This is a genomic window from Cupriavidus ulmosensis, from assembly GCF_977008105.1.
The window spans coordinates 4,036,200-4,051,249 of the sequence record NZ_CDRMWP010000001.1 but is presented as its reverse complement, the minus strand read 5'-3'; the positions used below and the strand labels follow the sequence as shown (position 1 = coordinate 4,051,249).

Annotated in this window: 11 protein-coding genes and 1 pseudogene; 4 read left to right on the top strand and 8 right to left on the bottom strand. The window is 70.4% G+C overall.

The features are described 5' to 3' along the window. Positions 1 to 484: 484 nt before the first annotated feature. The gene (locus tag ACWTPI_RS18715; RefSeq protein ID WP_059410842.1) at positions 485 to 1,114 is read right to left on the bottom strand and encodes a DNA-3-methyladenine glycosylase I; all 630 of its coding nucleotides are present in this window, start codon (positions 1,112 to 1,114) and stop codon (positions 485 to 487) included. A 142-nt stretch (positions 1,115 to 1,256) separates the two neighbouring features. On the opposite strand from ACWTPI_RS18715, the gene ACWTPI_RS18710 reads away from it, so the two are divergent. Continuing rightward, the gene (locus ACWTPI_RS18710) at positions 1,257 to 1,619 is read left to right on the top strand and encodes a hypothetical protein (protein ID WP_029044339.1); all 363 of its coding nucleotides are present in this window, start codon (positions 1,257 to 1,259) and stop codon (positions 1,617 to 1,619) included. Positions 1,620 to 1,728: 109 nt separating this feature from the next. Here ACWTPI_RS18710 and ACWTPI_RS18705 read toward each other — a convergent pair whose 3' ends face one another. Together ACWTPI_RS18705 and ACWTPI_RS18700 are read right to left on the bottom strand one after the other, a co-directional pair. Beyond that, positions 1,729 to 3,045 (bottom strand): MFS transporter, encoded by a 1,317-nt coding sequence (locus ACWTPI_RS18705; protein ID WP_454732312.1) that lies wholly within the window; start codon positions 3,043 to 3,045, stop codon positions 1,729 to 1,731. 270 nt (positions 3,046 to 3,315) lie between these two features. Further along, a complete protein-coding gene (locus ACWTPI_RS18700; RefSeq protein ID WP_454732311.1) occupies positions 3,316 to 3,636 on the bottom strand; it encodes a hypothetical protein in 321 nt (106 codons plus the stop codon). A gap of 275 nt (positions 3,637 to 3,911) precedes the next feature. On the opposite strand from ACWTPI_RS18700, the gene ACWTPI_RS18695 reads away from it, so the two are divergent. Beyond that, entirely contained in the window at positions 3,912 to 4,802 is an 891-nt protein-coding gene (locus tag ACWTPI_RS18695) for a DODA-type extradiol aromatic ring-opening family dioxygenase (protein WP_454732502.1), read from the top strand. A gap of 25 nt (positions 4,803 to 4,827) precedes the next feature. Here ACWTPI_RS18695 and ACWTPI_RS18690 read toward each other — a convergent pair whose 3' ends face one another. The 4 genes from ACWTPI_RS18690 to ACWTPI_RS18675 form a co-directional block, all read right to left on the bottom strand. Beyond that, entirely contained in the window at positions 4,828 to 6,075 is a 1,248-nt protein-coding gene (locus tag ACWTPI_RS18690; RefSeq protein WP_454732310.1) for an MFS transporter, read from the bottom strand. A gap of 195 nt (positions 6,076 to 6,270) precedes the next feature. Then, positions 6,271 to 7,563, bottom strand: coding sequence for an MFS transporter (locus tag ACWTPI_RS18685; RefSeq protein ID WP_454732309.1), 1,293 nt, complete (start codon positions 7,561 to 7,563; stop codon positions 6,271 to 6,273). Positions 7,564 to 7,659: 96 nt separating this feature from the next. Beyond that, positions 7,660 to 8,070, bottom strand: a complete 411-nt coding sequence (locus ACWTPI_RS18680; RefSeq protein ID WP_020206461.1) for a VOC family protein — start codon at positions 8,068 to 8,070, stop codon at positions 7,660 to 7,662. A 26-nt stretch (positions 8,071 to 8,096) separates the two neighbouring features. Further along, a complete protein-coding gene (locus ACWTPI_RS18675; protein WP_454732308.1) occupies positions 8,097 to 8,516 on the bottom strand; it encodes a GNAT family acetyltransferase in 420 nt (139 codons plus the stop codon). 127 nt (positions 8,517 to 8,643) lie between these two features. Here ACWTPI_RS18675 and ACWTPI_RS18670 point away from each other — a divergent pair, with 127 nt between their 5' ends. Next, a complete protein-coding gene (locus ACWTPI_RS18670) occupies positions 8,644 to 9,258 on the top strand; it encodes an HD domain-containing protein (protein ID WP_059410839.1) in 615 nt (204 codons plus the stop codon). 107 nt (positions 9,259 to 9,365) lie between these two features. Here ACWTPI_RS18670 and ACWTPI_RS18665 read toward each other — a convergent pair whose 3' ends face one another. Then, positions 9,366 to 12,959, bottom strand: coding sequence for an indolepyruvate ferredoxin oxidoreductase family protein (locus tag ACWTPI_RS18665; protein ID WP_454732307.1), 3,594 nt, complete (start codon positions 12,957 to 12,959; stop codon positions 9,366 to 9,368). A gap of 326 nt (positions 12,960 to 13,285) precedes the next feature. Here ACWTPI_RS18665 and ACWTPI_RS18660 point away from each other — a divergent pair. Continuing rightward, a pseudogene (locus ACWTPI_RS18660) lies at positions 13,286 to 14,128 on the top strand (NYN domain-containing protein); the annotation flags it as partial. Positions 14,129 to 15,050: the final 922 nt, after the last annotated feature.

The window sequence follows — 15,050 nt, the reverse complement described above, 5'->3', positions numbered from 1 at the left end:
TGGGCTCTTTCAGTGTAGGCGTTCGCGCACTTGGGCACAGGACAATTGTGTCCGCATGGACACGCACAGCCGTGCATCCGGCGCCTGACACGGAATGCAGACGTCTCGACCAGCCAGCATGCCGATTGTGGATAACTGCGCCGCCGCCTGGGGATAAGCGTGCCGGAAAGCTGTGTCCCGGCTGGGGGCGGGCTGTGGGACGTATACGTACAACTTCGCGGCGGCGGAAGCCGCCCAGGTATACGTTTCGAGATATCCCCGTGCCTAAGGGTATTCCCTAGTGACTTATCTTTTCCGCAAGTCACTGACTGGAAAGGGAAAAACCGGCTTATCCACGCGGGAAGGCCATGTTTACCTACTACTACTATCTATGTATACGTAAACAATACAGAAAGACATAAGGCGACCATTGCCGGGAACGGACGTAAACGAAGCGGCGCGGCACATATGCACCCCTTGCCCGCCTGTTTCTGTTTACGTCCGTTCAGCGCGGAACCTTGAATGCCTTGCGCGCCCGCAAGACTTCCTCGCGCGTGGTGCAGCCGTCCTGGTGGTCGTTGACGAGTCCCATCGCCTGCATCAGCGCGTACATGGTGGTGGGCCCGACGAAGCGCCAGCCGCGTTTCTTGAGGTCTTTGGACAGCGCCGTGGATTCGGGCGAGATCGCCATCGTGCGCAGGACTTCGGGCGTGAGCACCGTGGGCCGGCTGGCCGGGTCGGGCTCGAAGCGCCAGAAATAGGCGGCCAGCGAGGACTCGGTTTCCAGCAGCTCGCGGGCGCGCTGCGCGTTGTTGATGGCCGCCTCGATCTTGCCGCGGTGGCGCACGATGCCGGCGTCGCCAAGCAGGCGCTGGATGTCCTTCTCGCCGAAGCGCGCCATTTTCTCGATGTCGAAATTGGCGAAGGCGCGCCGGAACGCTTCGCGCTTGCGCAGGATGGTCAGCCAGCTCAGGCCGGCCTGGAAGCCCTCCAGGCAGAGCTTCTCGAACAGGCGGCGGTCGTCGTCGACGGGGAAGCCCCATTCGTGGTCGTGGTAGTGGCAGTAGTCTTCCAGCGTTCCGCACCAGCCGCAGCGCTGGCGTTCCGGCGGGGTGGCTTGCTTCCTGGCAGGCATCGTCGGGTTTCTCTTCTCGGCATGAATGCGCCATCTTAAGGCGGCGCGGCGGCGCTGTCGTGTGCGCGCCGCGGCACGGGCATTTTGATACGATGCGTGCCAGCGGCGTGCGCGCCCGACCCCTCAACTTGTGAACATCGACATGGAACCACGACTCGCCACCCTGGAAGACGACGGCTGGCAGCTCGACGACGGCGAAGCCATCGCCGAGGCCTATCCCGAGACCTTCTGGGTCCCGCCGCCCGAGGTGCGCCAGGCGCTGCAGCCGGGCCAGGCCGTCAAGCTGATCTTCCGCATCCTGACCACCGACGAGCAGGACCGCGACGAGCAGCACGTGGAGCGCATGTGGGTGGTCGTCACCGGCCGCGAGGGCGATCTCTACCGCGGCGAGCTCGACAACCAGCCCTATTGCACCGACGAGATGGCGCCCGGCATGCCGCTGTGGTTCGCGGCGCGGCACGTCATCAACATCCACGGCGACGACGAAGACGACAACGAGGCGTAGCCGGCAAAGGCGCGAGCGCCACGCCGCCGCGAAAGCAAAAAGGCCAACCGCGCGGTTGGCCTTTTTTGTGTCAGCGTGCGCCGGCGGACCTGCGTGCCGGCCCGCCGCGTCACTGCAGCGGCTTGCCGGTGCGGTCGTGCATGAACAGCAGCGCGATGAAGCTCACCGCGGCGGCGGCGATCACGTAGTAGGCCGGCGCCAGCTTGCTGCCGCTCGAGGTGATCAGCCAGGTCACGATCAGCGGGGCGAAGCCGCCGAAGATCGTCACCGCGAAGTTGTAGGCGAGCGACAGGCCGGTGGAGCGCACTTCGGTCGGGAACTGCTCGGCCAGCACCGCGGGCGCCGGGCCGGTGAAGGCCGCCAGCAGGATGCCCAGCACGATCTGCACCTCCAGCAGCGTCTGCGTGGTCGGCGAGACGTTGAGCCAGTGGAACAGCGGATAGGCCAGCACGCCGATGGCCAGCGCCACGGTGCCCAGCATGCGCTTGCGGCCGACGCGGTCGGACAGCATGCCCATCAGCGGGCACAGCACCAGGATGATGGCGCCGCAGATGGCGGTCGACTGGAACGTGGCGCCCAGCGGCAGGCCGAGCTGCTGCTTGGCGTAGGACGGCATGTAGAACACCAGCACGTAGGTGCAGACCGTCCACAGGATGGTCACGCCGAGGCCGGCCAGCACTTCGCGCGGGTGGTCGCGCAGCACCTGCGTCAGCGGCGAGAACTTGACCTTGCTGGCCTTGCGTTCGGCGCGGCGCGCCTCGAACGCGGGCGGCTCCTCGAGGTGGGAGCGGATGTACATGCCGACCGGGCCGATCAGCAGGCCGAACAGGAACGGGATGCGCCAGCCCCAGGCGTCGACCTGCTCGGGCGCCAGGCCGTTGATCACCAGCGCGCCCATCGCCGCGCCGAGCATGAAGGAGATGCCCTGGCTGGCCTGCTGCCAGCTCGCGTAGACGCCGCGCTCTTCGTCGGGCGCGTGCTCGATCAGGAACGCGGTGGCGCCGCCGACCTCGCCGCCGGCCGAGAAGCCCTGGATCAGGCGGGCCAGCACGATCAGCGCCGGCGCCCACAGGCCGATCGACGCGTAGGTGGGGGCCAGGCCGATGATGGCGGTGCCGAGCGCCATCATCAGGATGGTCAGCGTCAGCGCCGCCTTGCGGCCCACGCGGTCGGCGTAGACGCCGAGCACGATGGCGCCGACCGGGCGCATGAAGAAGCCCACGCCGAAGGTGGCGACGGTCAGCAGGAACGAGGTGAGGTCGTTGCCGGTGGGGAAGAACAGCTTGGCGATGATGAGCGCGAAGAAGCTGTAGACGGTGAAGTCGAACCACTCGAGGCCGTTGCCGATGGTGGCGGCCAGGATGGCCCTTCGTCGCTGGGCTTTGGAAATGTCCGGAATCCGGGAGGTGGCAGCGTTGGCTTGCATGATGCTTTTGGTGCGATGGGAAAGGATTGCGGTCCACGCCCGGCGCGGGCGCCGGGGCGGACGGAAAGGCAGCATGGTAAAGGATTCGCCGGCCATGCCCCGCGTGGGCGCCTTCGGGGAGACATCCAGGAGGCCTCCGGGTGGCGCGGCGTCCCCCGCTTGTGCCTGCCAGATTACACCCGTATGACACGGGCATGCAGCGGGGCAAAGCGGGCAGGCGGGCGCGCAGCAGCGCTGCCGGAGTGCCGGCGGGACGCCGGCGCGGCGCCTTCAGCCGGCGCGGTGCGGGGTGTGGTCGTGGGGCTCGGCGACGGCGTCCGCCTGCGATTGCCTCGGGTCCTGCGGCGCGGCGTTGCGCCGGCGCGTGAACCACAGCCACGCGGCGCTGGCCAGCCAGCCGGCCACGAATACCGTGTCGCCGCCGTGGTTGAGCAGCGCGGCGACGTTCGGCAGGTTGAACAGGTCGGCCAGCCACGGCGCCGGCAGGCGCGCCGCGATCCACAGGAGCACGGCCGGTCCGCTGGCATACACGCCGGGCCGCCACCAGTTCGCATGGGGCAGTCTCGGGCTGCGGGCGGTGCGCTTGACCACGATGTTCTCCGGACCGGACGCGCCGGGGCGCGCGTCGTCACCTTGGGTTGCGGGGCAGGCCGGTGCGGGACCGCGCCCCATGCCTGCCATCATAAGCCGATTGCCAGGGGCATGCCGGACTGTTTGAAGCGTTGTGTGGGCCACCCCACGCTCATGCGCCGGCACGGGGCGCGCCGGCTTCAAGATTTTTGACGGAGGTATCCGCAAATGGCCGCCGCCAGCGGCGCCGGGCTTTGCCACACTGGTGCGTATCCATGAATCAGAAGGCAGACATCATGCTTCCCGCCATCTATGTGTCCCACGGCTCGCCGATGCTCGCGCTCGAGCCCGGCCCCAGCGGCGCCGCGCTCGACGCGCTCGGCGAACAACTGCGCGCGCGCCGCCCGCGCGCGGTGCTGGTGATCTCGGCGCACTGGATCTACAGCACGCTGGTGGTCGGCACGCGCGAGCGGCAGGAGGCCTGGCACGACTTCGGCGGCTTCCCGCGCGCGCTCTATGAACTGCGCTACGACGCGCCCGGCTCGCCGGCGCTGGCCGGCCGCGTCAAGGCGCTGGTCGAGGCCGCGCGCGTGCCCGGCGCCGCGGTGGTGCTGGAGGACGAGGACCGCCCGCTGGATCACGGCGCGTGGATGCCGCTGCGGCGCCTGTTCCCGGCCGCCGACGTGCCGGTGGTGCAGCTCGCGCTCAACCCGTACCTGCCGCCGGCGGCGCAGATCGAGATCGGCCGCGCGCTCGCGCCGCTGCGCGGCGACGGCGTGCTGGTGATGGCTTCGGGCAGCTTCACCCACAACCTGCAGGAAGTGTTCGGCGCGGGCGGGCGGCGCGAGCAGCACGGCGGGCCGGCCGAGCCGTACGTGGACGCCTTCCGCGGCTGGATGGTCGATGCGCTCGGCGAGGCGCTCGCCAGCGGCGACACCAGCCGCATCGCCGACTACCGCGCGCAGGCGCCCTACGCGCGCCGCGCGCATCCGACCGACGAGCACCTGCTGCCGTTCTTCGTGGCGCTCGGCGCCGCGCTGGGGCCGTGCGATGCCGCGCCGGCGCCGCAGCCCGCCGCCGTGGAGCGCGTGGCCGACGACGTCACCTACGGCGTGCTGGCGATGGATACCTTCGTCTTCGAGGGGCTGGGCGCGCGCATGCCGGCGGCGCTCGGCGCCGCGGCCTGAACCGCGCCATCTGCGGCCCGGCGCGCTATTCGCCGGTGTCGCCGGTGTCGCGGGTATTGCGTGCGCCGAGGTAGGGCCGCGCCAGGCGCGCGCCCGCCAGCGCGATCCAGCCCATCGTGAGCGCCACCACCCCGAGCCCGTAGCGCAGGCTGCTGGCGTGGGCCACGCCGCCGATGATGACCGGGCCGAGCAGCAGGCCGATGTAGGCGAAGCGCGCCACCCGCGCGATCGCCTCGGCCGGCGCCACGCCCGGCAGGCGCGACGCCGCCACGAAGAACACCGGCACCATGTTGGCCGCGCCCAGCCCCATCAGCGTGAAGCCCGCCAGCGCCGCCAGCGGCACCGGCCACAGCAGCGCCAGCGCGATGCCGGCGAAGGCCACCCAGGCGCTGATCCTGAGCGTGCGCGCATCCGTCCAGCGCGCGCGCAGGCGGTCCCCGCCGAAGCGGCCGCAGGCCATGCCGGCCGAGAAGGCGGCGTAGCCGGCGCTGATCCACGCCGCCGGCGCCAGCGCCACGTCGCGCATGTAGACGCTGGTCCAGTCGTACATGGCGCCTTCACCGACCAGCCCGAGAAAGGCCATCACGCCCAGCAGCCAGAGCGCCTTCACGGCGTGGTCGCGGTGGTGCGCGGACGGCGGCTGCACCGGATGGTCGGCCAGCAGCCACGGCGCCACGCCGGCGGTGACGGCGGCGGTCAGCAGCGCCATGCCGGCGGCGTGCGCCAGCGGCGGCACGCCCAGCCCCATCAGCAGCCCGCCGGCGGCCGCGCCGGCCATGCCGCCCAGGCTGAACATGCCGTGCAGCGCCGACATCACCGGCCGCGCGCGGCTGTTCTCCACCGTGGCGGCCTGCGCGTTCATGCCGACGTCGAAGGCCGCGTTGGCCATGCCGAACGCGATCAGCGCCGGGATCAGCAGCGCGAACGACGGCATGGCGAGGATGGCGGTCGTGGCCACCGCGTACACCAGCCCGCTCAGGCGCGAGGCGCGGGCGCTGCCCACGCGCGCCACCCAGCGGCCCACCGGGCCCATCGCCGCGATGGCGCCGCCGGCCACCGCCAGCATGGCCAGCGACAGCACCGCGTCGGACAGCCCGAAGCGCGCCTTGATGGTCGGGATATGGACGCCCCAGGTGGCGAAGGTGGCGCCGTTGACGAAGAACAGCGCCATCGTGGCGCGCGCGGCGTGCTCCACGCGGCGCGCGCTGTGCGTGGCGGCGGAGGGAAGGGAAGCGGACGGGCGGGTCAGGCCGGCAGGGGAGGAATCAGGCATGTTGGCGAAGGGCGCGGACAGCCGCGCCGGTGTGGCGCGCCGTGCCCCGGGGAGCGCTGCGGAATGTTCGAGCCCCGCATCGTCGCACATCGGCCGGTCGCGCGCATGACGCGCGCATGACGCGCGCGGCCTGCCGGACTACGCCGGCATCGTTCCGGTTTCATCCCGGCGGCATGCGTGTTTCACGCCAGCACGTTACGCCAGCGCGGCATCGGCCGCGCGCAGCAGGCCGCGTTGCTGCAGCGCGAAGGCAAAGGCGCCCAGCGCGGCCAGCGCCAGCGCCACCATCACCCACAGCATCAGCCAGTAGCCGCCGGCGGCGCGCCACAGCAGCGCGCCCAGCCACGGCGCGGCGGCCTGCATCAGCAGCACCGGCGTCATCATCAGGCCGTTGAGCGTGGCGTAGTGGTGGCGCGAGATCAGCTCCGGCATGGCCATCGCGCGCAGCATGGTGTTGATGCCGTTGGCGCAGCCGTACAGCAGCGCCGCCGCCATCAGCCACTTGCCGTAGCCGAGCGCGAAGCACAGCAGGCCCACGCTCATCACCGTGTAGACCGGCAGCGACAGGCGCAGCGGATGGCGTACCGGGAAGCGCATCATCACCAGCCGCCCCAGCACCTGCGCCGGGCCGATCAGCGCCGCCACGATCAACTGCTCGCCCAGCGGCAGGCCCTTCTCGGTCAGCATCGGGATCAGGTGCGCGCCCAGCAGCGAGGCGATCACGGCCAGCGCCGTGAAGGCCAGCACCACCGCCCAGAACACCGGCTGGCGCAGCGCCACGCGCGCGATGCCGGGCGGCGCCGCGCCGGCCTGCGGCACCGGCGCCGGCGCGGCGGCGTAGCTGGCATGCGCCACGTAGCGCAGGCGCGCGTGCAGCGGCGCGCAGACCAGCAGGTTGAGCGCGGCGAAGCACACCAGCGTCTCGCGCCAGCCCAGGTGCAGCACCAGCCATTGCGCCAGCGGCACGAATACCGTGCTGGCGAAGCCGGCCATCAGCGTCACCGTCATGATGGACTTCTGGTAGCCGTCGCCGAAGGCCTGGCGCAGCACCACGAAGGCCGGCTCGTACAGCGTGGTGGACATGGCCAGCCCGAGCGGTATCCACATCAGCAGGAAGACCGCCGGGCCCGGGCTCCACGCCCACAGCAGCAGCCCGGCGCCGGCCAGCGCGGAGCCGCTGGCCATGACCACGCGCGCCGGCACGCGGTCCAGCAAGCGGCCCACCGCGAACGAGCACATCGCCCACACCAGCAGGCCCAGCGAGTAGCCGCCGGCGAGGAAGGGCTTGGAGTAGCCCAGCGCCGCGCTCATCGGCCCGATGAAGACGGTGAAGGCGAAATACAGCGTGCCCCAGGAGATGGTCTCGGTGACGCCGAGGGTCCAGACCAGCTGGCGCGGCGAGATGGGCGGGCGGCCCGAGGCAGCAGAGTCGGCAGCGGTGGGAGCCGGGCGGGGCGCCGGGCCGGGAGCAGCGTCTTGAGGTGTCATGGCGCGCCTGGCGCGGCGGCGGGGGAAGCGGGAATTGTAGGGGGAAGCGGGCCGCATGCCTAGTTCGCGTCACCCGTCATGCCTCCTCATGTATGGTCATGCCTGCGTTGGCGGCCCTTTCAGCTCGACCACGTTGCCGTCCGGATCGCGCACGTAGATCGACGGCCCCTTGCCCTCGGCGCCGAAGCGCATCTCCACCGGCCCCGGCGCCACGCCATGCGCGCGCAGGTGGGCGCCCAGGGCGTCGGCGTCGAACGGGTCGAGGCGCAGGCAGAAATGGTCGAGGTTGCGGCCTTCGGCGCCCGGCCCCGCGCCGCCGGCGCGCCCGAGCGGGCCGTCCAGCGTGACCAGGTCGATCAGGCCGCTGCCGGCGCGCAGCTGGGTCAGGCCGAAGGCGGGCTGCTCGCGCTCCACGCTGCAGCCCAGCACGTCCACGTAGAAGCGCCGCAGCGCGGGCACGTCGGCGCTGCGCAGGACCAGGTGATCGATGGCGAGGATGCGGAACATGATGGCCTGCCGATGGCGCGATGTGCCTACAGATCCGGGATCAGCCGCTTGCCGAGGCTGACCGCCTCGTCCTGCGCGTACCCGAGGCTGCGGTAGAAATCGATGACCTGACGGTTGCCGGTGCGTACCAGCAGGTTGATCTTGGGGCAGCCGCGCTCGATCAGCAACTGCTCGGCGCGCGCCATCAGGCGGCGGCCGTGGTCGCGGCGCTGGTGCTCGGGATGCACGGCCAGGTAGTAGACCCAGCCGCGGTGGCCGTCGAAGCCGATCATGGCCGAGGCCATCGGGCGGCCGTCCACCTCGCCGACCAGGAACAGCTCCGGCTGTTCGGTGAGCTTGCGGGCGATGTCCTTCTTCGGGTCGTTCCACGGCCGGGTCAGGCCGCAGGTTTGCCACAGGGAAACGATGTCGGCCTCGTCGGCGGGCCGGTAGGGGCGGATCTGCATGCTGCTGGCTGTGCCGCGCGCGGCGGCGGCAATGTTGGATCCTTGACAGTGTAGCCGCGAATCCTGTGCCAGAATCGGCTTCACCCATATCAAGACGACGGGACCAACCCGCAAAGGAGACAACCCCATGAGTGAAACCGCCGCGCCCGCCCGCGCCACCTTCAGCCATATGGAAAACGGCACGCGCGAGGACTGGGCCGCCATTTCCGCCGAGTTCATGCCGTTCGCGCAGAACCTGGCCGACCGCGTGCTCGCCCATCTCAAGCTGCTCGACGGCGATTGCGGCGGCTTCCCCATCGACCGCCTCGCCCACAGCCTGCAGACCGCCACGCTGGCGCACCGCGACGGCCGCGACGAGGAATACGTGGTGTGCGCGCTGTTGCACGACATCGGCGACACGCTCGGCAGCTTCAACCATCCCGACATCGCCGCGGCCATCCTCAAGCCCTTCGTCAGCCCCGAGAACCTGTGGATGGTGGAGAAGCACGGCGTGTTCCAGGGCTACTACTTCTTCCACCACCTGGGCCTGGACCGCAACCTGCGCGAGCAGTTCCGCGACCAGCCCGAGCTGTTCGCGCGCACCGCCGAGTTCTGCGCCAGATACGACGGCGCCGCCTTCATGCGCGACTACGACAACCTGCCGCTGTCGTTCTTCGAGCCGATGGTGCGGCGCGTGTTCGCGCGGCCGCGCAACTCGATGTACGTGAAGGAAAACGAGACGACGCTGGCGCAGCCGGCGTGAGGGCGTGACGATCGGGCTGGCGGGCGCCGGCCCTGTCCCCCCCCCCGGCCCCTCGCCCGCGGAGCGGGCGAGGGGAGAGGAGCATCGGCGTTTTTTCCCCCTACACCTCAAGCCACCCGCTGCGCCGTCTCCGGATGCCGGAACTGTCCCAGCAGCGCCGCCCAGCGCGCGCGCACCTTGGCGAGGTTGGCGTCCTTGACGTGGCCGAAGCCGCGGATGTCGTCGGGCAGGTTCGCCAGCGCGACCGCGGCCGCGTGGTTGGCCGCGCTCAGGTCGCGCGTCAGCTCGTCCAGCAGCGCGCGGTACTCGCCGATCAGCGCGCGCTCGGTGCGGCGCTCGGCGCTCTTGCCGAACACGTCGAGCGGGCCGCCGCGCAGGCCCTTGAGCTTCGCCAGCAGGCGGAACAGGGTCATGGTGGACGGGCCGAACGCGCGCTTGACCAGGTGGCCCTGTTCGTCGCGCCTGGCCAGCAGCGGCGGCGCCAGCCAGAACTTCAACTGGTAGTCGCGCCCGGGTTCGCCTTCGAACTGGCTGCGCAGCTTGTCGAGGAAGACCGGATCGGTGTAGAGGCGCGCGACCTCGTATTCGTCCTTGTAGGCCATCAGCCTGGACAGGTTGCGTGCCACCGCCTCGGTCAGCGGCAGGGGTTTGCCGCTGCCGGCGATCTCGCTCTCCTTCGCGCGCACGCGGTTCACGGCGTCGCGGAAGATCTGCGCGTAGGCGGCGTCCTGGTACGCGGCGAGATGGTCGGCGCGGCGCGCGATCAGCTTTTCCAGCAGCGCGCCCGACGACGTGGGCAGCCTGACCACGTCGGCGCCTTCGGCGGTGCTCTGCAGCTTGCCGGTGAGCGACAGCACGTGCTCGGGGTCGTGCGCCATGTGGCGGCCCCAGTCGAAGGCGGCCTTGTTCTTGTCCACCTGCACGCCGTTGAGCTCGATGGCGCGCACCAGCGCGTCCAGCGACAGCGGCAGCCAGCCTTTCTGCCAGGCGTAGCCGAGCACCAGCGGGTTGGTGTAGATGGTGTCGCCGAGCAGCGCCACGGCCAGGCCGCTGGCGTTGATGAAGTCGCAGGCGTCGCCCACTGCGTTGCGGATGTCCTGCTCGGCGGACAGGCCCGGGAACTGCCACTTCGGGTTCTTGATGAACTCGGCGGTGGGCGTCTGCGCGGTGTTGACGATGGCGCGCGTGCGGCCGGCCTGGGTCTTGGAGATGACATCGTCGGTGGCGCTGACGATGGCGTCGCAGCCGATCACCAGGTCCGCCTCGCCCATCGCGATGCGGGTGGCGTGCAGCTCCTCGGGGCGCGCGGCGATCTGCACGTGCGAGAGCACGGCGCCGCCTTTCTGCGCCAGGCCCGCCATGTCGAGCACGGTCACGCCCTTGTTCTCCAGGTGCGCGGCCATGCCGAGCAGGCCGCCGATCGTGACCACGCCGGTGCCGCCCACGCCCGTGACCAGCACGCCGTAGGGATGGCCGAGGCCGGGCAGCGCCGGCTGCGGCAGCGCCGGCAGGTTGTCCATCGACACGCCGTGGCGCTCGGGCTTCTTGACCTGCGCGCCCTCGGCCGTGACGAAGCTCGGGCAGAAGCCGTTGACGCAGGAGAAGTCCTTGTTGCACGACGACTGGTTGATCTGCCGCTTGGTGCCGAACTCCGTCTCCAGCGGCTCCACCGACAGGCAGTTGGACTTGACCGAGCAGTCGCCGCAGCCTTCGCACACCGCGTCGTTGATGAAGGCGCGCTTCGCCGGGTCGGGATAGGTGCCGCGCTTGCGGCGGCGGCGCTTCTCGGTGGCGCAGGTCTGGTCGTAGATCAGGATCGTGCAGCCGGGCACTTCGCGCAGCTCGCGCTGGATCTTGTCGAGCGCGTCGCGGTGGTGCACTTCCACGCCTTGCGGCAGCCGGATGGCGCCGGTGTATTTTTCCGGCTCGTCGGTGACGATGACGATCTTCCTGGCGCCTTCGGCCGCGACCTGGTTGGCCACGTCCTGCACCGACAGCTTGCCGTCGATGGGCTGGCCGCCGGTCATGGCGACCGCGTCGTTGTAGAGGATCTTGTAGGTGATGTTGACGTTGGCCGCGATCGCCGCGCGGATCGCCAGCAGGCCGGAGTGGAAGTAGGTGCCGTCGCCGAGGTTGGCGAACACGTGCTTGTCGCCGGCGAACGGCATCTGCCCGATCCACGCCGCGCCCTCGCCGCCCATCTGGCTGAAGGTGCTGGTGTTGCGGTCCATCCACACCGTCATGTAGTGGCAGCCGATGCCGGCCATCGCGCGCGAGCCTTCCGGCACGCGCGTCGAGGTGTTGTGCGGGCAGCCCGAGCAGAACCACGGCTTGCGCTCGGCCGCCACGCGCGGCACCGCCAGGCTCTTTTCCTTGGCGTCGATCACCGCGATGCGCGCGGCGATGCGCGCGCGCACGTCGGACGGCAGCTCGAACTTGTCGAGCCGCGTGGCGATCGCGCGCGCGATGATGGCCGGCGACAGCTCGTAGTGCGCCGGCAGCAGCCAGTTGCTCTGCGGGATCGACCATTCGCCGCCGGCGTTGTCCTTCTCGTCGAACTTGCCGTAGACCTTGGGGCGCACGTCGTCGCGCCAGTTGTACAGCTCTTCCTTGAGCGCGTACTCCATGATCTGGCGCTTTTCCTCGACCACCAGGATTTCCTGCAGCCCCTCGGCGAACGCGCGCGCGCCGTGCGCCTCGAGCGGCCACACGCAGCCCACCTTGTACAGGCGGATGCCGATGCGCGCGCAGGTCTGCTCGTCCAGGCCCAGGTCGCACAGCGCCTGGCGCGTGTCGAGGTAGGCCTTGCCGGCGGTCATGATGCCGAAGCGCGCGCGCGGCGAATCGATCTCGATGCGGTCGATCCGGTTGGCGCGCACGTAGGCCAGCCCGGCGTACCATTTGTAGTCGAGCAGGCGCGCTTCCTGTTCCAGCGGCGGGTCCGGCCAGCGGATGTTGAGGCCGCCCGGCGGCAGCGCGAAATCCTCGGGCAGCACGATGCGCACGCGGTGCGGGTCGAGCGCCACCGAGGCCGACGATTCCACCACGTCGGTCACGCATTTCATGGCCACCCATAGCCCCGAGTAGCGGCTCATGGCCCAGCCGTGCAGGCCGTAGTCGAGGTATTCCTGCACGTTGGACGGATACAGCACCGGCAGGCCGCAGGCCTTGAAGATGTGCTCGGACTGGTGCGCCAGCGTGGAGGACTTGGCGGCGTGGTCGTCGCCCGCCAGCACCAGCACGCCGCCGTGCTTCGAGGAGCCGGCCGAGTTGGCGTGCTTGAACACGTCGCCGGTGCGGTCCACGCCCGGCCCCTTGCCGTACCACATGCCGAACACGCCGTCGAACTTCGCGTCCGGGTACATGTTGACCTGCTGCGAGCCCCACACCGAGGTGGCCGCGAGGTCTTCGTTCAGGCCGGCCTGGAACACGATGTCGTGCGCGGCCAGGTGCGCCTTGGCCTTCCACAGCGACTGGTCCAGCGCGCCCAGCGGCGAGCCGCGGTAGCCCGAGATGAAGCCGGCGGTATTGAGGCCGGCGGCGCGGTCGCGCTCGCGCTGGAGCATCGGCAGGCGCACCAGCGCCTGCGTGCCGCTGATGTAGATGCGGCCGCTTTCCAGCGTGTATTTGTCGTCCAGGGAAACGTTCTCGAGCGCGCGGCGGATGGCGTCGCTGACCGGCGGAGTCAAGGGGGCATTCATGGGTGCTCCTCTATGGGGAATGCAGTCGGGATCGCCGACTCACTTCAGTTGTGGGCGGCCGCCCGCCGCCTCTTGTGAAGGCGTGGAACGACCGTGTCTCTTCGCAGCATGGTAGCACCGGCCCAAAAGGCGCGGCACCTTGCGTCGCAGCAAAAAATGCGCCCGTCGCCGGCGCGCTTTGCGGTGCCGTCACGGCTTCGCGTGTACACTGCGCTGCAAACAGCTTGCACAACGAACGGGCAGATGCGGATCGTGCGCCATATCCTGCGGGAGCGCGCCGCGGTGCAGCCGCCCCACCCGAGGCCGACCGGCCTCCAGGACCCTAAATGACCATTTCCTCCCGCCAGGGCACCGCGACCCTGGCCGTGCTGATCGACGCCGACAACGCGGCGCCCGCCATCGTAGAAGGCCTGCTGGCCGAAGTCGCCAAGTACGGCGTGGCCGCCGTCAAGCGCATCTACGGCGACTGGACCAAGCCCAACCTCGCCGGCTGGAAGGAGCGCCTGCTCTCGCACTCGATCCAGCCGATCCAGCAGTTCCGCTACACGGTGGGCAAGAACGCCACCGACAGCGCGATGATCATCGACGCGATGGACCTGCTGTACACGGGCCGCTTCGACGGCTTCTGCATCGTCTCCAGCGACAGCGACTTCACCCGCCTGGCCTCGCGCATCCGCGAGCAGGGCCTGACCGTGTACGGCTTCGGCGAGCGCAAGACGCCCAAGCCCTTCGTCACCGCGTGCGACAAGTTCATCTTCGCCGACGTGCTGCGCGCCGCCGACAGCGATGCCGACACCGACGCGGAAGCCGACGGCGTGGCCGCGCCCGCGCGCAAGCGCAACAGCGGCGAGCTGCGCCAGGACTCGCGCCTGGTGCGTCTGCTGCAGAACGCCGCGCAGGCCGTGTCCGACGAAGAAGGCTGGTCCACGCTGGGCAGCATGGGCACCCACATCGCCAAGCAGGCGCCGGAATTCGACTCGCGCAACTACGGCTACGGCAAGCTCTCCGAGCTGGTGGCGGCCACCGGCCTGTTCGAGGTCGAGACGCGCAACGGCGGCAACAACAAGACGCTGTGGGTGCGCCTCAAGCGCCGCGCGAAGGCGGGCGAGGGCGAGAACCGCCCCGCCGAGAACCGCCCGGCGGAGGCGCGCCAGCCGGAGAACCGCCAGGACGGCCGCCCGGCCGAAGGGCGTGACAATCGGGAGCACCGCGACAACCGGGATAGCCGGGACAATCGCGAAAGCCGTGAAGGCCGGGACAACCGCCAGGGCGAGAACCGCCAGCCGGAAAATCGCCAGCCGGAAAGCCGCCCGGTGGAAAACCGGGAGAACCGAGAAAACCGGGACAATCGCGACAACCGTGAAAACCGCGGCGAAGCGCGCCAGGGCGAGAACCGCGACCATCGCGAGAATCGCGAGAATCGTGAAAACCGCGAGGGCCGCCAGGGCGAGGGCCGCGACAATCGCGATAACCGTGACAACCGCGAAGCGCGCGACAACCGCGACGGACGCGAAGGCCGCCGTGGCGACAACCGGCGCGGCGAAGGCCGCCAGGGTGCCCAGCAGCCGCACGGCGCCCGGCCGGCGCAGGCGCAGCAGCAGCCCGCGCTGCCGATCCAGCCCGCGCCGCGGCCCGGCTTCGCCGCCGAGGAGCACGAGGAAGACGAAGTCCCGTCGTTCGTGGTCGATCCGCTGGACGCGCTCGGCATGGCGGATGACGATTTCGACGATGCCGACCCGCAGGCGGACGCCGACGCGGACGGCGACGCCGCTGCCGACGGCGCGCGCCGCCGCAAGCCGCCCCGTCCCGAGGTCACGCTGAGCGAAACCCCGTGGCCGATGGACCGCTCGATCTTCGTCGCGCCCGCCGCCACGGTGATCGCGCCCGTGGTCGAGGAGCCGGTCGCGGTGATCGAGCCGGTCCGGTCGGCCGAACCCGTCGAAGTGAGCCGCGAGGCCGAGGCAGCCGCGCCGGCGCCGCAGGCCGAGGCGGTCGAGGAGGTCGAAGAGGTGGCGGCCGTGGCAGCAGCGCCGGTGGCGCAACCCGCCGCCGTGGCACAGGTTGCCGAGGCCGGGGAAGCCGCCGGGGAGG

What these genes read in the sequence shown, in the direction of transcription:
- ACWTPI_RS18665 (WP_454732307.1), bottom strand. Translation starts at nt 12,959, where the DNA reads ATGAATGCCCCCTTGACTCCGCCGGTCAGCGACGCCATCCGCCGCGCG.
- ACWTPI_RS18680 (WP_020206461.1), bottom strand. Translation starts at nt 8,070, where the DNA reads ATGTTCCGCATCCTCGCCATCGATCACCTGGTCCTGCGCAGCGCCGAC.
- ACWTPI_RS18675 (WP_454732308.1), bottom strand. Translation starts at nt 8,516, where the DNA reads ATGCAGATCCGCCCCTACCGGCCCGCCGACGAGGCCGACATCGTTTCC.
- ACWTPI_RS18695 (WP_454732502.1), top strand. Translation starts at nt 3,912, where the DNA reads ATGCTTCCCGCCATCTATGTGTCCCACGGCTCGCCGATGCTCGCGCTC.
- ACWTPI_RS18705 (WP_454732312.1), bottom strand. Translation starts at nt 3,045, where the DNA reads ATGCAAGCCAACGCTGCCACCTCCCGGATTCCGGACATTTCCAAAGCC.
- ACWTPI_RS18710 (WP_029044339.1), top strand. Translation starts at nt 1,257, where the DNA reads ATGGAACCACGACTCGCCACCCTGGAAGACGACGGCTGGCAGCTCGAC.
- ACWTPI_RS18715 (WP_059410842.1), bottom strand. Translation starts at nt 1,114, where the DNA reads ATGCCTGCCAGGAAGCAAGCCACCCCGCCGGAACGCCAGCGCTGCGGC.
- ACWTPI_RS18690 (WP_454732310.1), bottom strand. Translation starts at nt 6,075, where the DNA reads ATGCCTGATTCCTCCCCTGCCGGCCTGACCCGCCCGTCCGCTTCCCTT.
- ACWTPI_RS18670 (WP_059410839.1), top strand. Translation starts at nt 8,644, where the DNA reads ATGAGTGAAACCGCCGCGCCCGCCCGCGCCACCTTCAGCCATATGGAA.
- ACWTPI_RS18685 (WP_454732309.1), bottom strand. Translation starts at nt 7,563, where the DNA reads ATGACACCTCAAGACGCTGCTCCCGGCCCGGCGCCCCGCCCGGCTCCC.